Source organism: Winogradskyella epiphytica (assembly GCF_003217215.1).
GTDB classification, from domain to species: Bacteria; Bacteroidota; Bacteroidia; order Flavobacteriales; family Flavobacteriaceae; genus Winogradskyella; species Winogradskyella epiphytica.
Window position 1 is genome coordinate 1 of the sequence record NZ_QJTD01000005.1, and the last position, 21,975, is coordinate 21,975.

A 21,975-nucleotide genomic window follows, 5' to 3' on the forward strand; every position below is an offset into this window, starting at 1 on the left:
TGCTGCTGATTGCCCGCCTAAAATCGAAGCCGTTTGAGCACTTAAATCGAAACTCTCGAAGCCGTCGTTGCTGTTGTCATCGCATAACTCCATGTCGGGTGCTGGGTTAAGAGCAGGTTGAGGCGATATTCCTAAAGTAATTGTACTAACCGCGAAACAGTCTGTCCCATTTGCCTCTACTCTTACATGAATAACTTCACCGTCAGTACCATTATAAGAATCTGTTCCTGTAATTGATGGTGCATCAGCTTCTGCATCTGCCAAACTGTTATGGAAAGTCACTGAATAATCAGCAGCATCCAATGGGCTCAATATATTTACTATTTCAGCATCTAAATCGAAGTCTGCATTTGTGGTGCTTGCACTACATGTAGAAATTGTTAAATCATTTAAAGCTATTGAATCGGCTATTGTTACTACAACTTCATTCTCAGCGGTACAAGGATCACCAAAAACAGCATCAAATCCTTCTGCTATCAACTTATAAGTTCCAGACTCCGTTACTGTTAAAGTAGAACCTGTTTCTCCTGGGATGGTCTCTCCATCTAACTGCCATTCAAATGTATTGAATGCTCCTGTAAATTCAGCTTCAATAGTATAACTTCCCCCATTACAAATTTGTTGATCATCTCCTAAGTCTACCTGGCAAATAATATCACAATTTGTAGTTGCATTAGAACCAGGTACTGGATTCATTTGTAAATTAATATACCCAGCATTACCGCTATAGTTTGTAATTAATAAGACATAATACGAATTAGCCGGAGCATTTGGGATATCTATCTGTTCGACAGAATCAGCTGAATAACTACAATCCACTTGATTAGTTGGATTCAAGTTTGCAGGACCACAAACAGGTTCATCAAATGGTCCCCATAAAATAAAGTCGATATCAAGACCAGATCCCGTGCCATTTTGACCTGTATTTTGCGATAAAGTAAAATTCAAAGTTCCTGCCTCAGGCCCTGTTTGCATAAAATACCACCTTGGATTAGGCACAGAACTTAAACAACCATAATTAATACCATTTTCTGCATCACCGGCACCTACAGGTGAAGGAACATCCTCAATATCACCACATATAGGTAAAGCTCCAGAACACATATCATTATCAAGTACTTTAACCTCTATGGTATTACTCGAAGCAAAACAACCTAAAGGATTATCGTCAGATACAGTTAATGTAACAATATAAGTTCCAGGGTTAGGGTAAGCATAATTAACTGTCTGACCGGCCATAGATGCTCCATTACCAAAATCCCATGAGTACTCAGCACCAGTCCCGTCTTCCGAAAATGTTGCGCTACCATTAAAGGTGACTATATCCCCTGGATCAACTTCAATAACTCCAGCCACCGCTGCAGGTGTTGTATCATCAATTGATGCTGTAATGGTTTGACAAGGTGTAAAACACTCTATTTCTGCAATCCAACCTTGGGCATTTCCAGATGGACTAGATACAAATTCAATAGTTAAACATCCTGATGTATTAGATTCTGAAGCAGAAACTACTCCTGGACTATTGGTTAAGGTATAACTTCCAATTAATGCAGCTGTGGTATCATCACCATCGTATATATACATAGTGTCTGCTTGCGCACCACCTTGTGTAACAAATTGAGTAAAATTTAATTGCACAAAATCACCTGCTACATCTGAACAAATTGTAGTAACTAGATTTTCATTATTTCCATAATTACCAAACTCTCCTCCTGAATCATAAAACAAACCACTACATTGATTAAATGTACCGTTCTGCATAAGAAGATCCTGTGAAGATCCAAGGCCTGTAACTATAAGTGCTAGTAATAGTAAAATATTTTTCATTATATGGATGTATCGGATATATTATCGTTTAAAATTTCTATATTGAGATGTTATTTGAATAAAGTAGTTAGTATTATCTATTCGATAAACGTACGTTCCATTGGCAAAAAAGTCTAATTTGTACTTAAGTGGATTAAAAGTATTAATATCGAAATTAGTATCACGTTTTAAGTCTTTATTATACGTATCAAATAAAGGGACTTCAGATAAGGTTTTACCGTTCTTCTGCGTTTTAGGGTTATCATCCTTATAAATGGTAATTCGATTTCTTAATAAATGTTTTAGGTCCTTTAAAAAGCTTGCATCTTTATATACTATTTCATTCGTTTTTAAATGATAAACTTCTTCTATCATAGTCTTTTCCTTCTCAGTAAGAACTTCATAGACATTATCTGGATAATTAATGTTTATGTTTTTCAAATTTTGACTATTTAAGGAAATAGCCATAAACGTAAAAATAGTTAGTAGGAGTATTTTTTTCATAATTAACTTAGGATAGGTTAGAATCCCGAAAATTAAGAAAATTTTAATAAAACAATTGTTAATTTGTTAACGATATTCACATTTTAACGGTTTCCTCCATTTAATCAGAGTAATAAAAAATCCTCTACCTTATTGAAACTATTTTTATTGCTTATCTTTGCACCCTCTTTTAAAGAAAGAACTACTAATATTTTTTGAACAATGAAAATCGAAAGTGATTTTAACGATATAGATGCTATCGGAGATGACCACGTAGGTTCATCTAGCGATACACCTTTAAGAGCAGATGCCTTTAAATTATCTAGCAATGAAAAAATAGATATCATTAAAGATGATGTTAGGCATATTTTAGAAACATTAGGGCTTGACTTGAATGACGACAGCCTAAAAGGTACTCCAAATCGAGTTGCTAAAATGTTTGTTAATGAAATTTTTGGAGGATTAGATCCTAAGAAAAAACCTAGCGCATCTACTTTTGACAATAAGTATAAGTATGGTGAAATGTTAGTAGAAAAAAACATTACAGTTTATTCTACCTGTGAACACCACCTATTACCAATCGTTGGACGAGCACATATTGCTTATATATCTAATGGAACAGTTGTAGGCTTATCTAAGATGAATAGAATTGTCGATTATTTCGCCAAACGACCTCAGGTTCAAGAAAGATTAACGATTCAAGTGGTTAAAGAGCTTCAAAAAGTTTTAAATACGGAAGATGTGGCTTGTGTGATTGATGCTAAACACCTCTGTGTAAATTCTCGTGGTATTAGAGATATTGAAAGCAGTACCGTTACTTCAGAATTTGGAGGTAAATTTAAAGACAACCAAACAAAACGTGAGTTTTTAGACTATATTCAACTCGATACACAGTTCTAATCATTTCACTGTAATAATTGAAATAATTAAAACTTTTGATTCACTATACAAAATCGCAGTATGTCATTATATAACACGCAACAGATAAAAATTTACAATACACTTTCGGGGGAAAAAGAAGTTTTTCAACCTATAACAGAAGGATATGTTGGAATGTACGTTTGTGGACCTACCGTGTATAGTAATGTACATTTAGGTAACGTAAGAACATTTATGTCTTTTGACGTTATCTTTCGCTACCTGAAACATTTAGGCTATAAAGTGAGATACGTGCGTAATATTACGGATGCTGGCCATTTGGAAAATGATGCGGACGTTGGTGAAGATAAAATCACAAAAAAGGCACGTCTAGAAGCCATTGAGCCAATGGAGATCGTACAACGTTATACGGTTGATTTCCACAATGTCCTCAACACCTTTAACTTTTTACCACCAAGCATCGAACCTACGGCTACGGGGCATATTATTGAGCAGATAGAATTAATTCAAACGATAATAGATAACGGATTGGCATACGTTGTGAATGGTTCAGTTTATTTTGATGTACATAAATACAACGAATCTAACGAGTACGGCATTCTTAGTAAACGTAAATTAGAAGATTTAATTCATAATACACGAGAACTAGACGGTCAAAGCGATAAAAAAAATCCTCAAGATTTTGCACTCTGGAAAAAAGCAGAACCGACTCATATTATGCGTTGGCCATCACCTTGGAGTGACGGATTCCCTGGATGGCATTTAGAATGTACCGCAATGAGTACCAAATATTTAGGCGATTATTTTGATATTCACGGTGGCGGAATGGATTTAAAATTCCCACACCACGAATGTGAAATCGCTCAAAACCAAGCCGCTAAAGGTCAAACACCTGTAAAATATTGGATGCATGCGAATATGCTTGAGCTAAACGGCGCTCGCATGAGTAAGTCAACCGGTAACTATATTAATCCGGGTGAATTAATCACTGGAGATAATGACATTATGTCTAAAGCTTATAATCCAAGTGTGGTCCGTTTCTTTATGATGCAAGCTTCCTATAGATCAGTTTTAGATCTCACGGACGCTGGATTAAGTGCTGCTGAAAAAGGGCATCATAGACTTATGGATGCGATTGATTTAACGGATAGTTTAAAAACAGGATCTTCATCATCATTTAATATTATTGAGTGGAAGCAAAAATGCTACGAGGCGATGAATGACGATTTTAATACACCTATTTTAATCGCGACACTTTTCGAGGCTGTAAAATTTATTAACCAAATTAAAGACGGTAGCGCTACGGTAACTTCTGAAGATTTAACAATCTTAAAAGACACACTTGAGACATTTGCTTTCAGTGTTCTTGGTTTAGTTAATATTTCGAATGAAAATACCGGTACTGATAAATTATCCAAAGCTGTTGAAATTTTAATTAATCTTAGAAAAGAGGCACGCATAAATAAAGACTTTGCATTATCTGATAAAATCAGAGACGAATTAGCGGAAGCGGGAATTCAGCTTAAGGATAGTAGAGATGGAACGACATTCTCTATTCAGTAGGTTTGTTATAATGTTGTTTAGGTACTAAAAACCCTTTAGAAAATTAAGACTTAAGATTTCGCGAGGAAACTATTCAACTTGAAATTAAACCACATAAGATTATTAAAAAGCTACTTACATATCCTTTTCTTTTTCTGATAAAAATTTATCAGACGTTTATTTCTCCATTAACTCCGGCTAGTTGCAGATATCAACCCACATGTTCTCAATACGCTAAAGAAGCCCTTGAGTTACATGGTTTTTTTAAAGGTGGTTGGTTAGCTGTGAAGAGGATTTTTAGTTGTCATCCTTGGGGAGGTAGCGGATACGATCCTGTTCCTGATAAGGATGACAACTAAAAATTGGCCAACGCGCCAGCTCGCACGATCCCTAAAAATGTACACTGTACATTTTATTAACGCTCCGTCGCCTTGGGGAGGTAGTGGATACGATTCTGTTCCTGACAAGGATGACAATTAAAAATTGGCCAACGCGCCAGCTCACACGATCTATGTAAAAGCACTCCGCACATTTAATTATCGTACCACCGCCTCGGACAATTCCCACCTTGAATATAAAATTCATTTATTATATATAGATTTCTTGTCGACAAAGAATTAATGGTTTTCTTTAAACCGTATTGAATGTCCATTAATATTACGTTAATCTCATTTTCAATCACATTCAAAATATTATATTTACAGCATAAATAGAATATCTATGTTTTTATTACAGATTGATTGGGATCCTATAAAGTATATTGATTTAGGATTTTTTAAACTTCATTTTTACAGCTTAATGTGGATTGCCGCCTTCGTTTTAGGTTTTAATATCACTAAACGTATTTATAAAAAGGAAGGACAGACAGATGAAGCTTTAGATTCGTTATTTATTTATTCTGTTTTAGGAATTATGCTAGGGGCACGATTAGGCCATGTCATATTCTATCAGCCTGAACTTATTACTGAAGATTTTTTCAGCATCTTTTTACCTTTCAAATTTAAAGGCGGATTTGAGTTCACCGGATTTCAAGGTTTAGCGAGTCATGGTGCTGCTATTGCTATGATCATATCAATGTATCTTTACAATAAAAAAGTACTACACAAAACAGTCCTTTGGATTTTAGATCGTGTCGTTGTTCCTGTAGCTTTAGGGGCAGTATTTGTTAGAATTGGTAACTTTATCAACTCGGAAATTATCGGAAAATATACGAACAGCGACTTCGGTGTTGTATTTATGCAATTAGGTGAAACTGAACCTAGGCATCCCGCACAATTGTATGAAGCCGTCTGTTATGTATTTGTTTTTTTAATTCTATTTTATTTTTATTGGAAAACTAAAAAATCTGAACAGCAAGGATTTTTATTTGGCTTATTTTTAGTTTTACTATGGTCTGTAAGATTCTTTGTAGAATATGTAAAAGAAGCGCAAAACCCAGAACGTGCTGATTGGATTCTTAACACAGGACAACTTTTGAGTATTCCATTTATTTTAATTGGATTGTACTTTATGTTTATTTATAAACCTAAAACAGAACTAAAATAATGCGTACTTCTCTATTCTTAAAATCATTTATTGTTGCATTTGGATTAATAACTTTATCGTCTTGTAAAGAGGAAAAAAACAATACCACTGAAAAAAAAGTAGTGGTTAGCTTTAAAAAAGAAGGTACATTGACATTAAAAAAAGCTGAAACCGATTCTATAATCAAAACTATAGATATTGAAATTGCAGACGACGAGTATACGACTCAAACAGGTTTAATGTACAGAACAAGTCTTGAAACAGATCAAGGTATGTTATTCATATTTCCAAGATCGCAAATGCGAAGCTTCTATATGAAAAACACTAAAATTCCTTTAGACATTATTTATATCGACGAAGATTACTCTATAGTTAGCTTTCAGAAGAACGCTAAGCCATATGATGAAACGTCACTACCTTCTGAAGCACCAGCTAAATATGTTTTAGAAATTAATGCTGGACTTTCGGACGAATGGCAACTTACCACTGGAGATAAGATCGATTTTAAGAGATTAAAGTAACTCCCTTTCCTATAAATTAGACCACCTATAATTCATCATTATCTTTTTGAAAATTTGCCTTCAAGATGACATTGAAGACGCGCATGAAATTGTAGTGCTTCAAATTATATGCCTTTAAAAAGTCTTATGGGGAAACGATAATTATACTATTAATGACGATGGTATAATTTTTACTGAAGTACTTATTCCCTATTCTTAAACCTCCTTAAAGAGCAGACGGATTATTATACCCATGAGGTCATTTTCCTTCTAAAAGCCAATAAACAGCTACTAATAGAGCCTCCAACAATAGGATATCTTCCAATTTATATCATCAAAATTCAATGACGTAGAACATCCGGATTTAATAAACCAAACTACTTTAAAACAAAAATGCCATCCTTTTCAGAATGGCATTCTTTATATATACTAAGATTAGAATTATGCTTCTTCAGCTACTTCTACTTCTTTTTTCTTAAGTGATTCAGCTGCATCACCTCTTTTAGCAGTATCGTACATAATTGGTGTAGCGATAAATACTGAAGAGTATGTACCGACCACAACACCTACGATTAATGCGAATAATAAATCCTTAAGTGAATCAGCACCAAATATGAACATTGCTATTAACACCACTAAAGTAGTTAAAGAGGTATTTAATGTTCTACTAATAGTACTGTTGATTGACTTATTAATTGTTGTATCAAATTTCCATCCTAAATTCTCATTTATGAATTCCCTGATTCTATCAAATACCACAACCGTATCATTCAGTGAGTAACCAATTACCGTTAAAATTGCCGCAATAAACGTTTGATCAATTTCCATGCTAAATGGCATAAATCTCCACGTTAATGAATAGATACCTAATACGATTAAAACATCATGGAAAACTGCAGCTACAGCACCAAGAGAGAATTGCCATTTCTTAAATCTAAATAAGATATATAAGAATACCACAACTAAAGATCCTAAGATAGCCCAAATTGACGATTTCTTAATATCATCTGCAATTGTTGGACTCACTTTACTTGAAAGCATTTTACCAATTTTCTTATCACCAGAACCATCTAAGAATTCATCATAAGTCATTCCTTCTGGAAGGTATTTTTGAAGCGCCGTAAATAACATAGACTGTACTTCTTCATCAGCTTCAGTAGAACTATCTTCAACCTTATATTTTGTTGAAATCTTTAACTGGTTTGCTCCACCAATAGTTTTTACCTCTGCACTTTCAAAAACTGCATTAAGATCGCTTTTCACTTCCTCTACACTCATATCCTGTGCAAAACGAACTTGGTACGTTCTACCACCAACGAAATCAATACCTTGATCTAATCCTGTTGTAAATAACGAACCTAAACTCGCTAATATCATTGCACCTGAAAGTACATAAGCTATTTTACGTTTCTTTAAGAAATCGATATTTACATTCTTAAATAAGTTCTTAGTAAGAGCCGTAGAGAAATCTAATTTTCCACCTTTATTATCATACCAGTCAACTAATAAACGAGTGATGAAAATCGCAGTAAATAATGACGTTACAATTCCAATGATTAATGTTGTAGCGAAACCTTTAATTGGTCCTGTACCAAATACAAATAAGATTAGAGCTGTTAAACCAGTGGTAATATTGGCATCTAAAATTGAAGATAATGCATTTGAGAAACCATCTTTTATAGCGTCTTTTTGGGATTTACCTTTAGCCAACTCTTCTTTAATACGCTCAAAAATAAGAACGTTTGCATCGACCGAAATACCAATCGTTAATACGATACCTGCAATACCTGGTAATGTAAGTACCGCACCTAAACTCGCTAATACACCAAAGATTAATAAGATGTTTAATAATAAAGCGATATCTGCAAATCCACCCGACTTACCATAGTAAAAAATCATCCAAAGCAATACAAAAACTAAAGCAATCATAAATGATTTCATACCACTATCAATAGCTTCTTGTCCTAATGAAGGTCCAACCTCATCGGCTTGAACGATTTCTGCAGAAGCCGGTAATTTACCAGCTCTTAAAACGTTAGCTAAATCGACCGCTTCTGTTAAGCTAAATGCACCAGAAATTTGAGATCTCCCTCCAGAAATTGGTCCTGAAGAAACACTTGGTGCAGAATACACCGTATTATCTAATACAATTGCAATGAACCCTTGAGTTTCATAAGCCTTTTTGGTCATTTCTTCCCAAATCTTAGCTCCTTTTGAGTTCATTTGCATACTCACTGCAGGTCTACTTAATTGATCATAATCTTGTCCTGCGTCTGTAATTACAGCTCCACTTAATTGTGGAACGTCATCTCTGTTTCCTTTAATCGCATATAATTCTGAAAACTCAGACTCTTCGTTTTGAAGTCCCCATACGAATTTAACGTAACGCATTTCCGCTGGTAAAGACGCACGATTTTTCGGAGAGTTTAATTGCTCTAAAACCTTTTCTTTGTCTTTAGCTAAAAACATACCGATAACAGATCCACCATTACCGTATCCTTGAATTCCAAGAGGATTGATTTCTGAAACGTCTGTTGAATCTGTTTCTATTTGTCCTGTTAATTCGTCAATAGCGTCTGAAGTTGTTTCTTCTACATTCTCAGTAACTTCAGCAACCTCATCTTTAGAAGCATTTTTCTTATTCTCTTCAACTAAATTTTGGTTTACTTGTAATAAATAAGGTAATACCTCATCTGTCTTATAAGTTTCCCAAAACTGTAATTGAGCGGTTTTAGTAACTAAATCCTTAACACGCTCGATATCTTTAGCCCCTGGTAATTCTAAAAGAATACGTCCAGAGTTTCCTAAACGCTGAATATTTGGAGAGGTTACACCAAACTTATCAATACGCTTACGCAATACTTCGAAAGCAGAAACGATAGATTCATCAATTTTCTTTTCGATGATTCCTTTAACTTCGTTGTCTGACATGTCAAACTTAATCTCTTCACTTAACGTACGGTTAGCAAAAATATCTGGCGATGCTAACTTAGTATCACCTTTAATAGCGTCAAATGCTTTAAAAAATGATTGTAAATAAGAATCTTGTGAGTTTTTCTGTAATTCTTCAGCATCATCCAAAGCTTTGTTAAAAACTGGGTTTTTACTGTTATTAGATAATCCTTTTAAGATATCTCTAACTGAAATTTGAAGAATAACGTTAATACCACCTTTAAGGTCAAGACCAAGGTTCATCGCGTTATTCTCAACATCTGAATATGTGTACTTTGCAACACCTAAGTTATAAACTTCAATAGGCTCAAACTTGTCACCTACTTGAACTTTAGTTGTTTTTAAAGAATCTAAGTAGCGAATTTCTTCTTGATTCCTTTTAGTTTGGTAATCTTCTTCTGTGTCTGCGATTTTAGCAATTGCTGCTTCTTTAGCATTTGCTTCGATTTGATTGGCTTTGAAAGTAAATGATAATTGATAAATACTTACTAAACCGAATAAAATCGCAAAAAGTTTAATTATTCCTTTGTTTTGCATTTTTAATAGTTGTTTAATGTCAAATTTTAATACCCTCTCGATAGTTACCGAGACAGGCGCGCAAATATAGAGTTTACACTATAATTGGACAATGTTTTTTAATAATTAGATTTTCAGTCTTTTGAATGATGAAAGACAGGTTTTGACGTGGGAAGTTTTTCAGATAAAAACCTTCCTTAAGCAGTAGGTCCTGCTCTTACCTCAGGAATTTTATAGGAATGATTATCAATTGCAATTGCTACTGTGTTATTTACTAAGATAGCAATTGAATAAATGCAGTTGGTTTGTTGAATACTTACCGTATTGCTAAAGTTATTACTCTGTGGAAATGAAAGACGATCCGTTTTTTGATTTATTTCTACAATTTGAGCATCCTCAACCCCCCAATCTGAGCCACTATCAGTTTTAATTTCTGAAATATTGAGCTTATAGTCATCTGCTCTATGATGCTCTGGGTACTGATTTGAAGAATCCTGTTGTGACTGAAAGGCTAATTTAAAATTATTAGTTTTAAATAGTACGTTTTGAATATGTTCAACATCGGTATCACTGTGATACACAATTTTTAATTGTCCATTTTCCTTCTTCCCTATCTGTATATGAGTAACACCGACACTTTCAAGCTTCGTTTGAATAGCTTTTATCGCTTTCTCGGTATCTTCAGAAGAAACCTCTGAATCTGAGAATTGTATAACAATCTGCTGATTAGGTAGTGTATTACGCTCCACATACGTTCCAATGAACGCTAAAAGCACAACTAATATCCCAACATGCAGTTTGGTTTTCATGCGGCAAATATAGATAAAAAAATAACGACTGCATTTCTGCAATCGTTATAAATTCGTTATAAAGAATCAATTACATGCCTTCCATTTTAGTATACCCTTCTGGAGGTGTTAAACTGAACTTTTCATTTGGCACAGATTGCTGATCAATCTTTACGACTTCCATTTCAACATTAATGGTTGTTCCCATTTGATTCATCTTCATGTTAAAGTATAAAGGAAACCCTTCTACTTTATCTCCCATAGCAGTGGTATTTTGACTAACAGCTGAAATTTTATCTGTTGTGAACATTTGCATTTCAACATCTTGACCATTTTGTTTCATAGAAACAATATATTCTTGACACTCATAGCCTAAAACAGTTTTAGTTTTATCTCCTTTTTTTACGGTAACAGCTTCTAAATCTTCCTTACTTGGCTCTGTAGATTGAATCATGTATTTTTTACCATAAGCGGCCTGATCCATGAGCATTAGCATTTGCTTTTTAGTGCCATCTACTATAACGATCATATCACCTGTCATAGGATTGTTAGATTCGTTACGAGACTTATCTCCCTTAAAATAAATTGTAGTATTAGCTGCTGCCATTGCTTGCAGTTGCGCATTCATTTGCTCATTATCACTAGACATGGTTTGTTTCATGACCATCACACCTTCAGTGATATTTTCTTGAGCCGTCAACACAACGCTTAGCATTAATGTCAAACTTAGTAATAGGAATTTCTTCATGATTTTATATTTATTAATTTATAATATTAGAAACAAAAACCTTACCAACAAAATAGTTAGTAAGGTTTTTTAAATTTAAATATGTATATATAACTATAGTTCTAATAAACCATTGGTCTTTTTAACACCTTCTGCAGATTCAGCTAGTTTTTCTTTTTCTGCATCGCTTAAACTAATTTCAACGATTTTTTCAATTCCATTAGCTCCTAATACACAAGGAACACCAATAGATAAATCACTTAATCCAAACTCACCATCCAATAAGGCAGAACAAGGGAATATCTTCTTAGTATCACAGGCAATTGCTTGAACCATTGCTGATACTGCTGCTCCTGGAGCATACCAAGCTGAAGTACCTAATAACCCAGTAAGAGTTGCGCCTCCTACCTTAGTATCTTGTACTACTTGTTCCATTCTTTCTTCTGTTAAAAACTCAGAAACTTTAACACTGTTTCTTGCTGCTTTGTTAATTAATGGCACCATGCCTTTGTCAGAGTGTCCACCAATTACCATACCGTCAACATCACTAATAGGCGCACCTAAAGCTTCAGCTAATCTATATTTAAAACGAGCAGAGTCTAAAGCTCCTCCCATACCTATAACTCTATTTTTTGGTAAGTCTGTAGTTTTGTGCACTAAGTATGTCATTGTATCCATTGGATTACTTACCACAATAATAATTGTGTTTGGAGAGTGCTCAATTAAGTTAGATGAAACTGTTTTAACAATTCCAGCATTGATACCGATTAACTCTTCTCGAGTCATCCCAGGTTTTCTAGGAATCCCAGAAGTTATTACACAAACATCAGAACCTGCTGTTTTAGAATAATCGTTAGTTACTCCTGTGATTTTTGTATCAAAACCATTTAAAGATGCTGTCTGCATTAAGTCCATGGCTTTACCTTCAGCAAAACCTTCTTTAATGTCTAATAAAACAACTTCTGAAGCAAAATCTTTGATTGCAATATACTCTGCACAACTTGCTCCTACTGCGCCTGCACCAACTACGGTTACTTTCATAATTATATATGTTATTTAATGTGAAACTATGTATTTAAAACGATTGCAAAATTACGAATAAAAATACTGTTAACGAAAAAAGCACAAGAGTAAATCTTATGCCTTTTAGATTATAAACTGTTTAAATTTTTATCTCATTCCAAAATTAACCCCTATTGAAAACGCATCATACTCAGATAGATGATACTCGGCATTAAGTCTAAAGAACCCTAATTTCAACTTTGTTCCAATAGTAGCTCTAACTGCGGAAACTTCACTTGAGACTGAAAAGGGATCTACAATTGTTTCTGTGGTTAGAATTCCATTAGTAACTCTATAGCTTCCTAATAAATCTGACTCAGATTTACCCTTAATATAGCCAAGACCTCCATAAAAATTGATGACCGGCAACTTGGTTGAAGCTACAAACTGAAACAACCAAGTATTTGTATCATTTTCTATTCGTTGATTTTCCCCTTCAATTCCCGATGAACCTGTTATATCATAGGAACCATCTAAATGATTATAAGCCATCAATCCTGATATAGCAATAGGCCACATTTTACTCGCAGGAAGCCATTCTGTAAACTCCATTTGCAATCCTGCGCCGTACATTCCTAAACTCACATCATCAGTATCTATCTTAGGAACAAATCTGGCTTTTAACTCTAAACCGCTACTCAATCCCAATGCCCCTTGTATAAAGGCAGTCGGTAATAGATTTCTACTACTTTCACCTATTCCTTGTGGCAATTCGAATTGGGTAGTTTGTGTCCCAAAAATAGGATCGTCGTATTCTACCTCAACAAATATTTCTGGATCATTTTCTCCTAATACAGATGATACCATCTGAGAAATCGGTCCTTGAACAAATTGAACATTATTATAATCTGCCGTATTTAGATGAAACATTTTATGTTCATCCTTAACCAAAGATGCATTAACTATAACTGAAATTTCGAAAGCACCAAGCGGTTTTGCTTTTGCCGAGTTAAACCAGTTAGCATTCATACTATGCATAATTCCATTAGAACCAGGTGTTAAATAATCATTAGCGAAATGCTCGGCATCTTCTATTCCTGCAGCAAGCAATACATCAATATCATTTTGTGCTGTTGACTCAATTGTAATTAATAAACAAGCTAGTACTGTGATTAATATTTTCATGAGGTGCTAATTATGATTCTAGGTAAATGTACTAAAAGCATCTAATATAATGTGTTTTATCGATAATTATTGCAATTCATCTCTATTAGAACACAAAAAAAACAACTATAATTTATATAGTTGCTTTTAATATTTTGAATTAGTCAAACCTATTTACGCATCAATATTTGCATAAATAGCGTTCTTTTCAATAAACTCTCTACGTGGCGGAACATCGTCTCCCATTAACATTGAGAACACTCGATCTGCTTCAACGCCGTTTTCGATCTGAACTAAACGCATGGTTCTAAATTCAGGATTCATTGTCGTATCCCAAAGTTGCTCCGCGTTCATTTCTCCAAGACCCTTATAACGTTGGATTTTTGCTCCATCGCCATACTCTTCAATAATTTTATCACGCTCTTCATCACTCCAAGCATATTGCTTTCTAGCTCCTTTTTTAACTAAGTATAAAGGAGGTGTAGCGATATAGATATGTCCGTTTTCAACAAGTTCTCTCATGTATCTAAAGAAGAACGTTAAAATAAGTGTAGCAATGTGACTACCATCGATATCGGCATCACACATGATTACTACTTTATGATAACGTAATTTAGATAAGTTAAGAGCTTTACTATCTTCTTCTGTACCTATGGTTACACCTAAGGCCGTATAAATGTTCTTGATCTCTTCATTTTCAAAAACCTTATGAGACATTGCTTTTTCAACATTAAGAATTTTACCTCGTAATGGTAAGATAGCTTGAAACTCTCTATTACGTCCTTGTTTTGCAGTACCACCTGCCGAATCCCCCTCGACAAGGAATACTTCACATTTTGAAGGATCTTGTTCTGAACAGTCAGATAATTTTCCAGGTAATCCTCCAATACTCATTACAGTTTTACGCTGAACCATTTCACGAGCTTTTTGTGCTGCGTGACGTGCTTGAGCTGCAAGGATTACTTTTTGAACAATAATCTTAGCATCCTCTGGATGTTCCTCCAAATAATCGGTAAGCATTTCAGATACAGCCTGACTCACAGAAGCTGAAACTTCACGGTTTCCTAATTTGGTTTTTGTTTGACCTTCGAACTGTGGTTCCTGAACTTTTACAGAAATAATAGCTGTTAAACCTTCTCGAAAATCATCTCCTGCAATATCAAACTTCAGTTTGTCTAACATTCCAGATTCATCGGCATACTTCTTAAGTGTATGCGTTAATCCACGACGGAATCCTGATAAGTGAGTACCACCTTCATGCGTATTAATATTGTTTACGTACGAGTGTAAGTTTTCAGCATAACTCGTATTGTACACCATTGCTACTTCAACTGGAACTCCATTCTTTTCACCTTCAAAAGCAATAACTTCTCTGGTTAAAGGCTCTCTGTTTCCATCTAAGAACTTGATAAATTCTTTAAGACCTTCCTCTGAATGGAATGTTTCACCTTCAAAAGAACCATCTTCTTTCTTGTGTCGTCTATCAATTAAGTGAATTGTGATCCCTTTATTCAGGTAAGCCAATTCACGCATTCTACTGGCTAAAGTTTCGTAACTATACTCTAAAGTCTGAGTAAAAATTGCTGGATCTGGTTTAAAGGTAACAATTGTTCCTCTTTTATCCGTATCACCAATTTTCTTTACAGGATACATAGGTTTTCCCTTTTCGTATTCCTGCTCCCATATTTCACCTTTTCTATAAACTGTGGCTTTTAAATGATCAGATAGTGCGTTAACACAACTTACACCTACACCGTGAAGTCCACCAGAAACTTTATAAGAATCTTTATCGAATTTACCACCTGCACCAATTTTAGTCATTACAACCTCTAATGCAGAAACACCTTCTTTCTTATGTAAGTCTACAGGAATACCACGACCATCATCTTCCGTAGTAATTGAGTTATCCTCATTTATTGTAACGCTAATATTATCACAATGTCCAGCTAAGGCCTCATCAATAGAGTTATCTACAACCTCATACACCAAGTGATGCAACCCTCTGACTCCAGTATCTCCAATATACATGGAAGGACGCATACGCACGTGCTCCATTCCCTCTAGGGCCTGAATACTATCCGCTGAATAGTTATCCTTGTTAAATTCTTCTCTTTTTTCGCTCATTATAAAACGTTTGTTGTTTAATTTTAAATTATTTGTTGTTTCCGCTCTTCAACGGTCTGAATCAACGGTCCAAATTTATCTTGATTAATCTTAAAAAAATCGGAATGTGATTCACATAAAAAAATCCCGTATTAATCGGGACTTCCAACACTAACAAAGATACGAAAATCTGATGCATTTTAAAAGCTTTTCATCGATTCAAGCGATAAATTATCAACATTTGTTAATTATTTAAAAATGCCTTAAATCGCTTAAAAATAGCCTTAAATTAAATTTCACCTATTTTTTATTAGATCAAATGAATCGAACAAACTAAAAACCTCGTAAAAGTGATATTTTGAAATTATGCTGAATTTAGGAAACCTAGTTTTTCGACGAAAAAACGTCAAAATACCGATTGAAATTGGTCTGGATTAATCAGAATTCGAGAAGAAAGAATGAAGATTATTACTAATGAACTTTCAATTTATCTATCATTTCACTAGCTATAGCATCACTATAAATTCCATAACCATTTACAAATACCCCTTTGATATTATGTTTTTCAGATGAAATCGCATATAAGATGCTCTCGTCACCAGGATCAGTCATGCCTTCAAACCGAAAGTACTTATCAATATTAAATTCATCAGGCATTAATCTATAACGACCATCTGCACAGATTAAACAATTCTTATCTAAATTAAAATCTACAGTATAACCTTCCTCTCTAAGAGCATTCATACTTTCACTTAATGTATCACAATCACGCATAGCATTTATATTTTAAATTTCTCGTAGTAGTCAAATTAATTTTTCAAAACATAGAACATTAAGTTTCAAACTTTTAAACTCCAAAATCCTCTTTTAAAGATACAAAAAAAGCAGCTCATATTTTGAACTGCTTTTTATATAATTTTCCACTACTCGAAATGACCAAATTTCCCCGAATTAAAATCCTGAAAGGCCTCTATTAACTCCTGTTGCGTATTCATCACAAAAGGACCATGAGCCGCAATAGGTTCATTCAGCGGTTCACCACTTAGAACTAAAATAATAGAATCGCTTAATGCTTCAATTTTAAATGTATCGCCATCTGAACTAAATAAAGCGAAATGGTCTTCTAAAACTTCTGTAGTATCATTCACCTTTGCATTCCCTTCTACCATTAATATTGAGGTCGTATAATGTCTAGGAAAAGTTAAACTAGTTCTCCTTCCTTTTTTCAATCTCACATTATACATATGTATAGACGAAAAAGTTGAAGCTGGTCCTGATTGCCCATTAAAATCTCCTGCAATAATTTCAACCGTTCCTGCTTCATCAGGTAAGGCCACTCTTTTAATTTCAGCATTTGAAATGGCTTGGTATTTCGGTGGACCTAATTTGTCCTTTGCAGTTAGATTTACCCATAATTGGACCATCTGAAATTCACCTCCAGTTTTACTCCATTCAGTTTCATGAAACTCTTTATGCAAAATACCTGAAGCCGCTGTCATCCACTGCACATCACCTTCACCAATAACACCACCTCCGCCAGCACTATCTCCATGCTCTACTCTTCCTTTATAAGCAATAGTAACTGTTTCAAATCCTTTGTGAGGATGCACTCCAACTCCTTTTGGTTTATCAGTTGGGGGAAAAGTATACTTCGAATTATAATCCAACATAATAAAAGGATCCATTCGTTTCATTGTTGAAGTTCCTGGTATAAAATTATGCACTCGAAACCCATCACCAACAAAATGTGGAGTACCAGGTTTTGTTACTTTTTCTATAGATCTTATTTTCATTTCAAATCATTTTTATAAGGTTACTGTAAAAAGACAGTAATGTTATAAGATACGAAATAAACAAGTAAATAGCATTCTTTATATTGAAGCGGTAGTTTTATCGAATATAAAATATACTCTATTTGTAACTTTCATCCATTAGTGTTTTACGCACACGACTTAGACTTTCAGGAGTTATTCCTAGGTAAGAAGCAATCATCCATTGTGGTACTCTTTGCATGAGTTCTGGATAAGTCTCAGCAAATTCAATATAACGAACTTTGGCTGACGACCCTATTAGTGAGCTTATCCTTCTGTATAAATGACGGATATGATTTTGCAATAAGATTTCGTTTTGCTCTCTAAATGTTGAATTTACTTTGGTGATTTCACTCACAAGTTCATCATCTAATAAAACAGTTAAGGTGTCCTCTAAAGCATCAATATTAGATGTTGAAGGCTCCTGAAAATAAACACTACACCTATCTGTAATAATCCAGTTTTCTACAGCAAACTGCAGATGGTTTTCTTTGCCTTCACTATTCACATTATATAAACGCAACAAGCCTTTTTCTACAAAAAAAGCAGCAGTACCAATTTCTCCTTCTTTTAATAGAAATTTATTTTTAGATATAGTTCTCGTACGAATAAAAGGAGTAATTTGATCAAACTGCTCCTCTGACAACCCGTGTTTATCAATTAGGTGTCTCTTAAAATTAGGTAATGTCATGGTTTAGATTCAGATTATGAAATTACACTAAAAAATTGTAATAAAAAAAAGACCAATCTTATTTTTAGATTGGCCGTTTTACTACTAACATAAACTAACTTAAACACAAACTCTTTTAATACGAAACCGCATGAACTTTGGATACCGCTCTACCAGAAGGGTCGTTCATGTTTTTAAAAGCCTCATCCCATTCCAATGCTATTTTAGTACTACAAGCCACACTCGGTTCTTGTGGAACACTTAAAGCTGCCGCATCACTTGGAAAATGGCTCTCAAAAATGGATCTATAATAATACTCCTCTTTGTTCTGTGGGGTTTGAATTGGGAAACGAAAACCTGCGTTGGCCAATTGTTCATCGCTTACTTCTTTTGCCACTACTTCCTTTAGAGTATCAATCCACTCGTAACCTACACCATCACTAAATTGCTCTTTTTGCCTCCAAGCCACACTTTCTGGAATCATATCTTCAAAGGCTTTACGAACTACCCATTTCTCCATACGCTCTCCGTTAATCATTTTATCTTGTGGGTTGATGCGCATAGCTACATCCATAAATTCTTTATCTAAAAATGGCACACGTCCTTCAATTCCCCAAGCCGCTAAACTTTTGTTAGCTCTTAAGCAATCGTACTGATGTAGTTTACTTAACTTTCTAACCGTTTCTTCATGGAACTCTCTCGCGTTTGGTGCTTTATGAAAGTATAGATAACCGCCAAATAATTCGTCAGCGCCTTCGCCTGACAACACCATTTTTATACCCATAGACTTAATAACTCTAGCCATTAAATACATTGGTGTACTTGCTCTAATCGTAGTTATATCATAAGTTTCCAGTTGATAAATAACATCCTTTACGGCATCTAAGCCTTCTTGAATAGTAAATTTAATTTCATGATGAACAGTTCCAATATGATCTGCTACCTTTTTTGCCGCAGCCAAATCTGGCGAACCTTCTAGTCCTACCGAAAATGAATGTAATTGTGGCCACCAAGCTTTTTCTTTATCATCGGCTTCAATTCGTCTTTCAGAATACTTTTTTGCTATGGCAGAAGTCACGGATGAGTCTAAGCCTCCAGACAGTAATACACCATAAGGAACATCACTCATAAGTTGTCTATGCACAGCATCTTCAAGCGCCTGTTTTATTTCTAGAATACTGGTTTCATTTTCCTTCACCGCATCATAATCTTCCCAATCACGTTTATACCACTGTACTAACTTTCCATCTGAACTACTCATATAATGTCCTGGAGGAAATAATTCAATTTTTGTACAAACTCCTTCTAAAGCTTTTAATTCTGAAGCCACATAAAATGTTCCGAATTGATCCCAGCCCATATAAAGTGGAATAATACCCATATGGTCCCGAGCAATGAGGTATTCGTCCTTGTCCACATCATAAATAGCAAATCCAAAAATGCCGTTCATATCATCAATAAAATCATGACCTTTTTCTTTATATAAAGCTAAAATGACTTCACAGTCACTTTGAGTTTGAAACTGATAATCGGGAAATTGAGTTTTTAATATTTTATGGTTATAGATTTCACCATTGGCGGCTAGAATCAATTTTTTATCTTCACTTAACAAAGGTTGCTTACCAGAAGCTGGATCTACAATTGCCAAACGCTCATGAGCCATAATAACTTTGTCGTCACTATAAATCCCACTCCAATCTGGTCCACGATGACGAATCTTCTTAGCCATCTCTAATACCTGAGGTCTTAAATCCTCTACTTTTTGTTTTATATCAAACGCACATACTATTCCGCACATAAATCTATCTTTTAAGTTTAGGCTATTTTATGTAACCCAATTATTACTAATTATAGGACAAATATCAAATAAAACTTTCATATTGTAAACACATGATCTTTAATTGATTTCAAAATAAAACAAATAGACGCATATTTATATATATACGAAAGAACATTGAGCACATAAATCTAATTTTACTTTTAATCTGTTAATTTTAAGCCTCATCCATCTCTAATAAACTTTAGAATGACTACTTTTAATAAAACTCAACATGTATAATTATGAAAAAATTTAAATTTATTACCGCTATTGCCTTTGCTTGCGCCATGTTATTTTCATTTAACGTAAATGCGCAAGAATTCCCAGACTTAGACAAAAGTCCTATGGATGCAGCTTCTTTTCCAAGTTCATACAAGGAATCAAATAAATTAGTAAAAATCATCTATAGTCGTCCACAATTAAACGGTCGCTCTGTGGAGGATTTGATAAAAAATGGTGAAGTATGGAGAACTGGAGCCAATGAAGCAGCCGAACTTACGCTCTACAAAGACATGGTTTTTGGCGACAAAGAAGTTAAGGCTGGTACCTACACTTTTTATGTCATTCCAGGAGAAAAAGAATGGACTGCAATTATTAGCTCCGACCTCAACGTTTGGGGAAGCTATTTTTATGATGAAAAGAATGACGTAGCACGTGTGAAGGTTCGTATTACGGAAGGAAAAGAATCAATAGAAGCGTTCTCCATAGCTTTTGAAAAAGGAGACAACGGACTTAATATGCATTTAGGCTGGGGAACACTTAGAGTTGCTATACCTTTTAAATTATAGCCTTTCAACTCCCTAAAAAAGCAAAAAGCTTCGAAAGATAAAATACCGTTCGAAGCTTTTCTGTTTATGATTATTTCTTAATTCAGTTTAAGGAATATTCAAGTACTTATGCGTTTGTAAGGACACTTTCCATTTCGGATTTGCCATCACATAATCCACAATCATCGGCATCATTTTTTCACGCTTACTCCATTCCGGCTGTAAATATAAAATACAATTCTCATTCACTTTATCCGCATACTCTTCAGCAAACCTAAAGTCGTCTTTATTGTATATTATACATTTTAACTCATTTGCTTTCGCTAAAACCTCTTCTGTTGGGAGTTTCATTTTCTTTGGAGATAAACAAATCCAATCCCATTCACCGGTTAGCTTATAAGCCCCAGAAGTTTCTATATGTGTTTGAACGCCTTTAGCTTTCAATTGTGCTGTTAAAGGCCCCATATCCCATGTTAAAGGCTCCCCACCAGTAACTACAATAGTGTTACTGTACTTTACTGCATTTTCAACAATCTTTTCAGTTTCAGTTGGAGGGTGCAATTCGGCCAACCAACTTTCTTTAACGTCGCACCAATGGCAACCTACATCGCAACCACCAATACGTATAAAATAGGCAGCCGTTCCTTTATGAAAACCTTCACCCTGAATGGTGTAAAACTCTTCCATTAATGGGAGCAATAGCCCTTTATCGATTAACTCTTGTCGTTCTCTTCTTGTCATAGTCGGCAAATATATTAATAAGTAAGCATTATTCGACTGCTCCAATACTTAAACTAATTATAAAAGATTCATATTAAGATAAGCAGAACTATATTGAGCTAAAAAAAACACTGAAACGGTTTACAGATACCGAAAACTATTTCCTACTTGATTAAAATTACATTATTTTTATCCAAATTTT

General features: G+C 34.5%; 20 protein-coding genes. 7 read left to right on the plus strand and 13 right to left on the minus strand.

Annotated elements, in window-relative coordinates:
* Window positions 1–1,827, minus strand: a 1,827-nt coding sequence (locus tag DFQ11_RS10910) for a PKD domain-containing protein (RefSeq protein WP_146221530.1), incomplete at its 3' end; no start/stop codon positions are given.
* 21 nt (window positions 1,828–1,848) lie between these two features.
* Entirely contained in the window at window positions 1,849–2,310 is a 462-nt protein-coding gene (locus DFQ11_RS10915) for a hypothetical protein (protein WP_158525000.1), read from the minus strand.
* 201 nt (window positions 2,311–2,511) lie between these two features.
* On the opposite strand from DFQ11_RS10915, the gene folE reads away from it, so the two are divergent.
* The 6 genes from folE (at window position 2,512) to DFQ11_RS10940 (ending at window position 6,755) form a co-directional block, all read left to right on the plus strand.
* Window positions 2,512–3,189, plus strand: a complete 678-nt coding sequence (folE, locus tag DFQ11_RS10920) for a GTP cyclohydrolase I FolE (protein WP_110475925.1) — start codon at window positions 2,512–2,514, stop codon at window positions 3,187–3,189.
* 60 nt (window positions 3,190–3,249) lie between these two features.
* A complete protein-coding gene (cysS, locus tag DFQ11_RS10925; protein WP_110475926.1) occupies window positions 3,250–4,731 on the plus strand; it encodes a cysteine--tRNA ligase in 1,482 nt (493 codons plus the stop codon).
* Window positions 4,732–4,829: 98 nt separating this feature from the next.
* The gene (gene yidD, locus DFQ11_RS10930) at window positions 4,830–5,069 is read left to right on the plus strand and encodes a membrane protein insertion efficiency factor YidD (RefSeq protein ID WP_373287856.1); all 240 of its coding nucleotides are present in this window, start codon (window positions 4,830–4,832) and stop codon (window positions 5,067–5,069) included.
* Window positions 5,059–5,190 (plus strand): hypothetical protein, encoded by a 132-nt coding sequence (locus tag DFQ11_RS15385; protein WP_262508287.1) that lies wholly within the window; start codon window positions 5,059–5,061, stop codon window positions 5,188–5,190. Before yidD ends, DFQ11_RS15385 begins: the two co-directional genes overlap by 11 nt.
* 240 nt (window positions 5,191–5,430) lie before the next feature.
* On the plus strand, window positions 5,431–6,255 hold the full coding sequence (gene lgt, locus DFQ11_RS10935) for a prolipoprotein diacylglyceryl transferase (protein WP_110475927.1): 825 nt from the start codon (window positions 5,431–5,433) through the stop codon (window positions 6,253–6,255).
* The gene (locus tag DFQ11_RS10940) at window positions 6,255–6,755 is read left to right on the plus strand and encodes a DUF192 domain-containing protein (protein WP_110475928.1); all 501 of its coding nucleotides are present in this window, start codon (window positions 6,255–6,257) and stop codon (window positions 6,753–6,755) included. Before lgt ends, DFQ11_RS10940 begins: the two co-directional genes overlap by 1 nt.
* Before the next feature lie 420 nt (window positions 6,756–7,175).
* Here DFQ11_RS10940 and secDF read toward each other — a convergent pair whose 3' ends face one another.
* From secDF to asnB, 10 genes are all read right to left on the minus strand, one after another.
* A complete protein-coding gene (secDF, locus tag DFQ11_RS10945; RefSeq protein ID WP_110475929.1) occupies window positions 7,176–10,223 on the minus strand; it encodes a protein translocase subunit SecDF in 3,048 nt (1,015 codons plus the stop codon).
* 176 nt (window positions 10,224–10,399) lie between these two features.
* Window positions 10,400–11,011: a hypothetical protein gene (locus DFQ11_RS10950; protein ID WP_110475930.1), complete on the minus strand. Its 612-nt coding sequence runs from the start codon at window positions 11,009–11,011 to the stop codon at window positions 10,400–10,402.
* A 70-nt stretch (window positions 11,012–11,081) separates the two neighbouring features.
* Window positions 11,082–11,738, minus strand: a complete 657-nt coding sequence (locus DFQ11_RS10955; protein WP_110475931.1) for a DUF4412 domain-containing protein — start codon at window positions 11,736–11,738, stop codon at window positions 11,082–11,084.
* A 93-nt stretch (window positions 11,739–11,831) separates the two neighbouring features.
* Window positions 11,832–12,758 (minus strand): malate dehydrogenase, encoded by a 927-nt coding sequence (locus DFQ11_RS10960; protein ID WP_110475932.1) that lies wholly within the window; start codon window positions 12,756–12,758, stop codon window positions 11,832–11,834.
* 129 nt (window positions 12,759–12,887) lie between these two features.
* Window positions 12,888–13,904, minus strand: coding sequence for a DUF6588 family protein (locus DFQ11_RS10965; protein ID WP_110475933.1), 1,017 nt, complete (start codon window positions 13,902–13,904; stop codon window positions 12,888–12,890).
* Between the two features lie 153 nt (window positions 13,905–14,057).
* Window positions 14,058–16,007, minus strand: a complete 1,950-nt coding sequence (gene gyrB, locus DFQ11_RS10970; RefSeq protein ID WP_110475934.1) for a DNA topoisomerase (ATP-hydrolyzing) subunit B — start codon at window positions 16,005–16,007, stop codon at window positions 14,058–14,060.
* Between the two features lie 450 nt (window positions 16,008–16,457).
* The gene (locus DFQ11_RS10975) at window positions 16,458–16,760 is read right to left on the minus strand and encodes a phosphoribosylpyrophosphate synthetase (protein WP_110475935.1); all 303 of its coding nucleotides are present in this window, start codon (window positions 16,758–16,760) and stop codon (window positions 16,458–16,460) included.
* Window positions 16,761–16,909: 149 nt separating this feature from the next.
* Window positions 16,910–17,779, minus strand: a complete 870-nt coding sequence (locus DFQ11_RS10980) for a pirin family protein (RefSeq protein ID WP_110475936.1) — start codon at window positions 17,777–17,779, stop codon at window positions 16,910–16,912.
* Window positions 17,780–17,897: 118 nt separating this feature from the next.
* Complete coding sequence (locus DFQ11_RS10985) at window positions 17,898–18,488, minus strand: Crp/Fnr family transcriptional regulator (RefSeq protein ID WP_110475937.1); 591 nt, start codon at window positions 18,486–18,488, stop codon at window positions 17,898–17,900.
* Between the two features lie 115 nt (window positions 18,489–18,603).
* Complete coding sequence (gene asnB / locus DFQ11_RS10990; protein WP_110475938.1) at window positions 18,604–20,265, minus strand: asparagine synthase B; 1,662 nt, start codon at window positions 20,263–20,265, stop codon at window positions 18,604–18,606.
* Between the two features lie 263 nt (window positions 20,266–20,528).
* On the opposite strand from asnB, the gene DFQ11_RS10995 reads away from it, so the two are divergent.
* On the plus strand, window positions 20,529–21,074 hold the full coding sequence (locus DFQ11_RS10995) for a DUF2911 domain-containing protein (protein ID WP_110475939.1): 546 nt from the start codon (window positions 20,529–20,531) through the stop codon (window positions 21,072–21,074).
* Between the two features lie 87 nt (window positions 21,075–21,161).
* On the opposite strand, the gene DFQ11_RS11000 is transcribed toward DFQ11_RS10995, so the two are convergent.
* A complete protein-coding gene (locus DFQ11_RS11000; RefSeq protein WP_110475940.1) occupies window positions 21,162–21,794 on the minus strand; it encodes a 7-carboxy-7-deazaguanine synthase QueE in 633 nt (210 codons plus the stop codon).
* Window positions 21,795–21,975: the final 181 nt, after the last annotated feature.

Bases quoted from the DNA above. Each gene is read 5' to 3' on its own strand.
- folE (WP_110475925.1), top strand. From the start codon at position 2,512: ATGAAAATCGAAAGTGATTTTAACGATATAGATGCTATCGGAGATGAC.
- DFQ11_RS10975 (WP_110475935.1), bottom strand. From the start codon at position 16,760: ATGCGTGATTGTGATACATTAAGTGAAAGTATGAATGCTCTTAGAGAG.
- DFQ11_RS10950 (WP_110475930.1), bottom strand. From the start codon at position 11,011: ATGAAAACCAAACTGCATGTTGGGATATTAGTTGTGCTTTTAGCGTTC.
- DFQ11_RS15385 (WP_262508287.1), top strand. From the start codon at position 5,059: ATGACAACTAAAAATTGGCCAACGCGCCAGCTCGCACGATCCCTAAAA.
- asnB (WP_110475938.1), bottom strand. From the start codon at position 20,265: ATGTGCGGAATAGTATGTGCGTTTGATATAAAACAAAAAGTAGAGGAT.
- DFQ11_RS10960 (WP_110475932.1), bottom strand. From the start codon at position 12,758: ATGAAAGTAACCGTAGTTGGTGCAGGCGCAGTAGGAGCAAGTTGTGCA.
- DFQ11_RS10965 (WP_110475933.1), bottom strand. From the start codon at position 13,904: ATGAAAATATTAATCACAGTACTAGCTTGTTTATTAATTACAATTGAG.
- lgt (WP_110475927.1), top strand. From the start codon at position 5,431: ATGTTTTTATTACAGATTGATTGGGATCCTATAAAGTATATTGATTTA.
- DFQ11_RS10985 (WP_110475937.1), bottom strand. From the start codon at position 18,488: ATGACATTACCTAATTTTAAGAGACACCTAATTGATAAACACGGGTTG.
- DFQ11_RS10940 (WP_110475928.1), top strand. From the start codon at position 6,255: ATGCGTACTTCTCTATTCTTAAAATCATTTATTGTTGCATTTGGATTA.
- DFQ11_RS10995 (WP_110475939.1), top strand. From the start codon at position 20,529: ATGAAAAAATTTAAATTTATTACCGCTATTGCCTTTGCTTGCGCCATG.
- cysS (WP_110475926.1), top strand. From the start codon at position 3,250: ATGTCATTATATAACACGCAACAGATAAAAATTTACAATACACTTTCG.
- gyrB (WP_110475934.1), bottom strand. From the start codon at position 16,007: ATGAGCGAAAAAAGAGAAGAATTTAACAAGGATAACTATTCAGCGGAT.
- secDF (WP_110475929.1), bottom strand. From the start codon at position 10,223: ATGCAAAACAAAGGAATAATTAAACTTTTTGCGATTTTATTCGGTTTA.
- DFQ11_RS10980 (WP_110475936.1), bottom strand. From the start codon at position 17,779: ATGAAAATAAGATCTATAGAAAAAGTAACAAAACCTGGTACTCCACAT.
- DFQ11_RS10915 (WP_158525000.1), bottom strand. From the start codon at position 2,310: ATGAAAAAAATACTCCTACTAACTATTTTTACGTTTATGGCTATTTCC.
- DFQ11_RS11000 (WP_110475940.1), bottom strand. From the start codon at position 21,794: ATGACAAGAAGAGAACGACAAGAGTTAATCGATAAAGGGCTATTGCTC.
- DFQ11_RS10955 (WP_110475931.1), bottom strand. From the start codon at position 11,738: ATGAAGAAATTCCTATTACTAAGTTTGACATTAATGCTAAGCGTTGTG.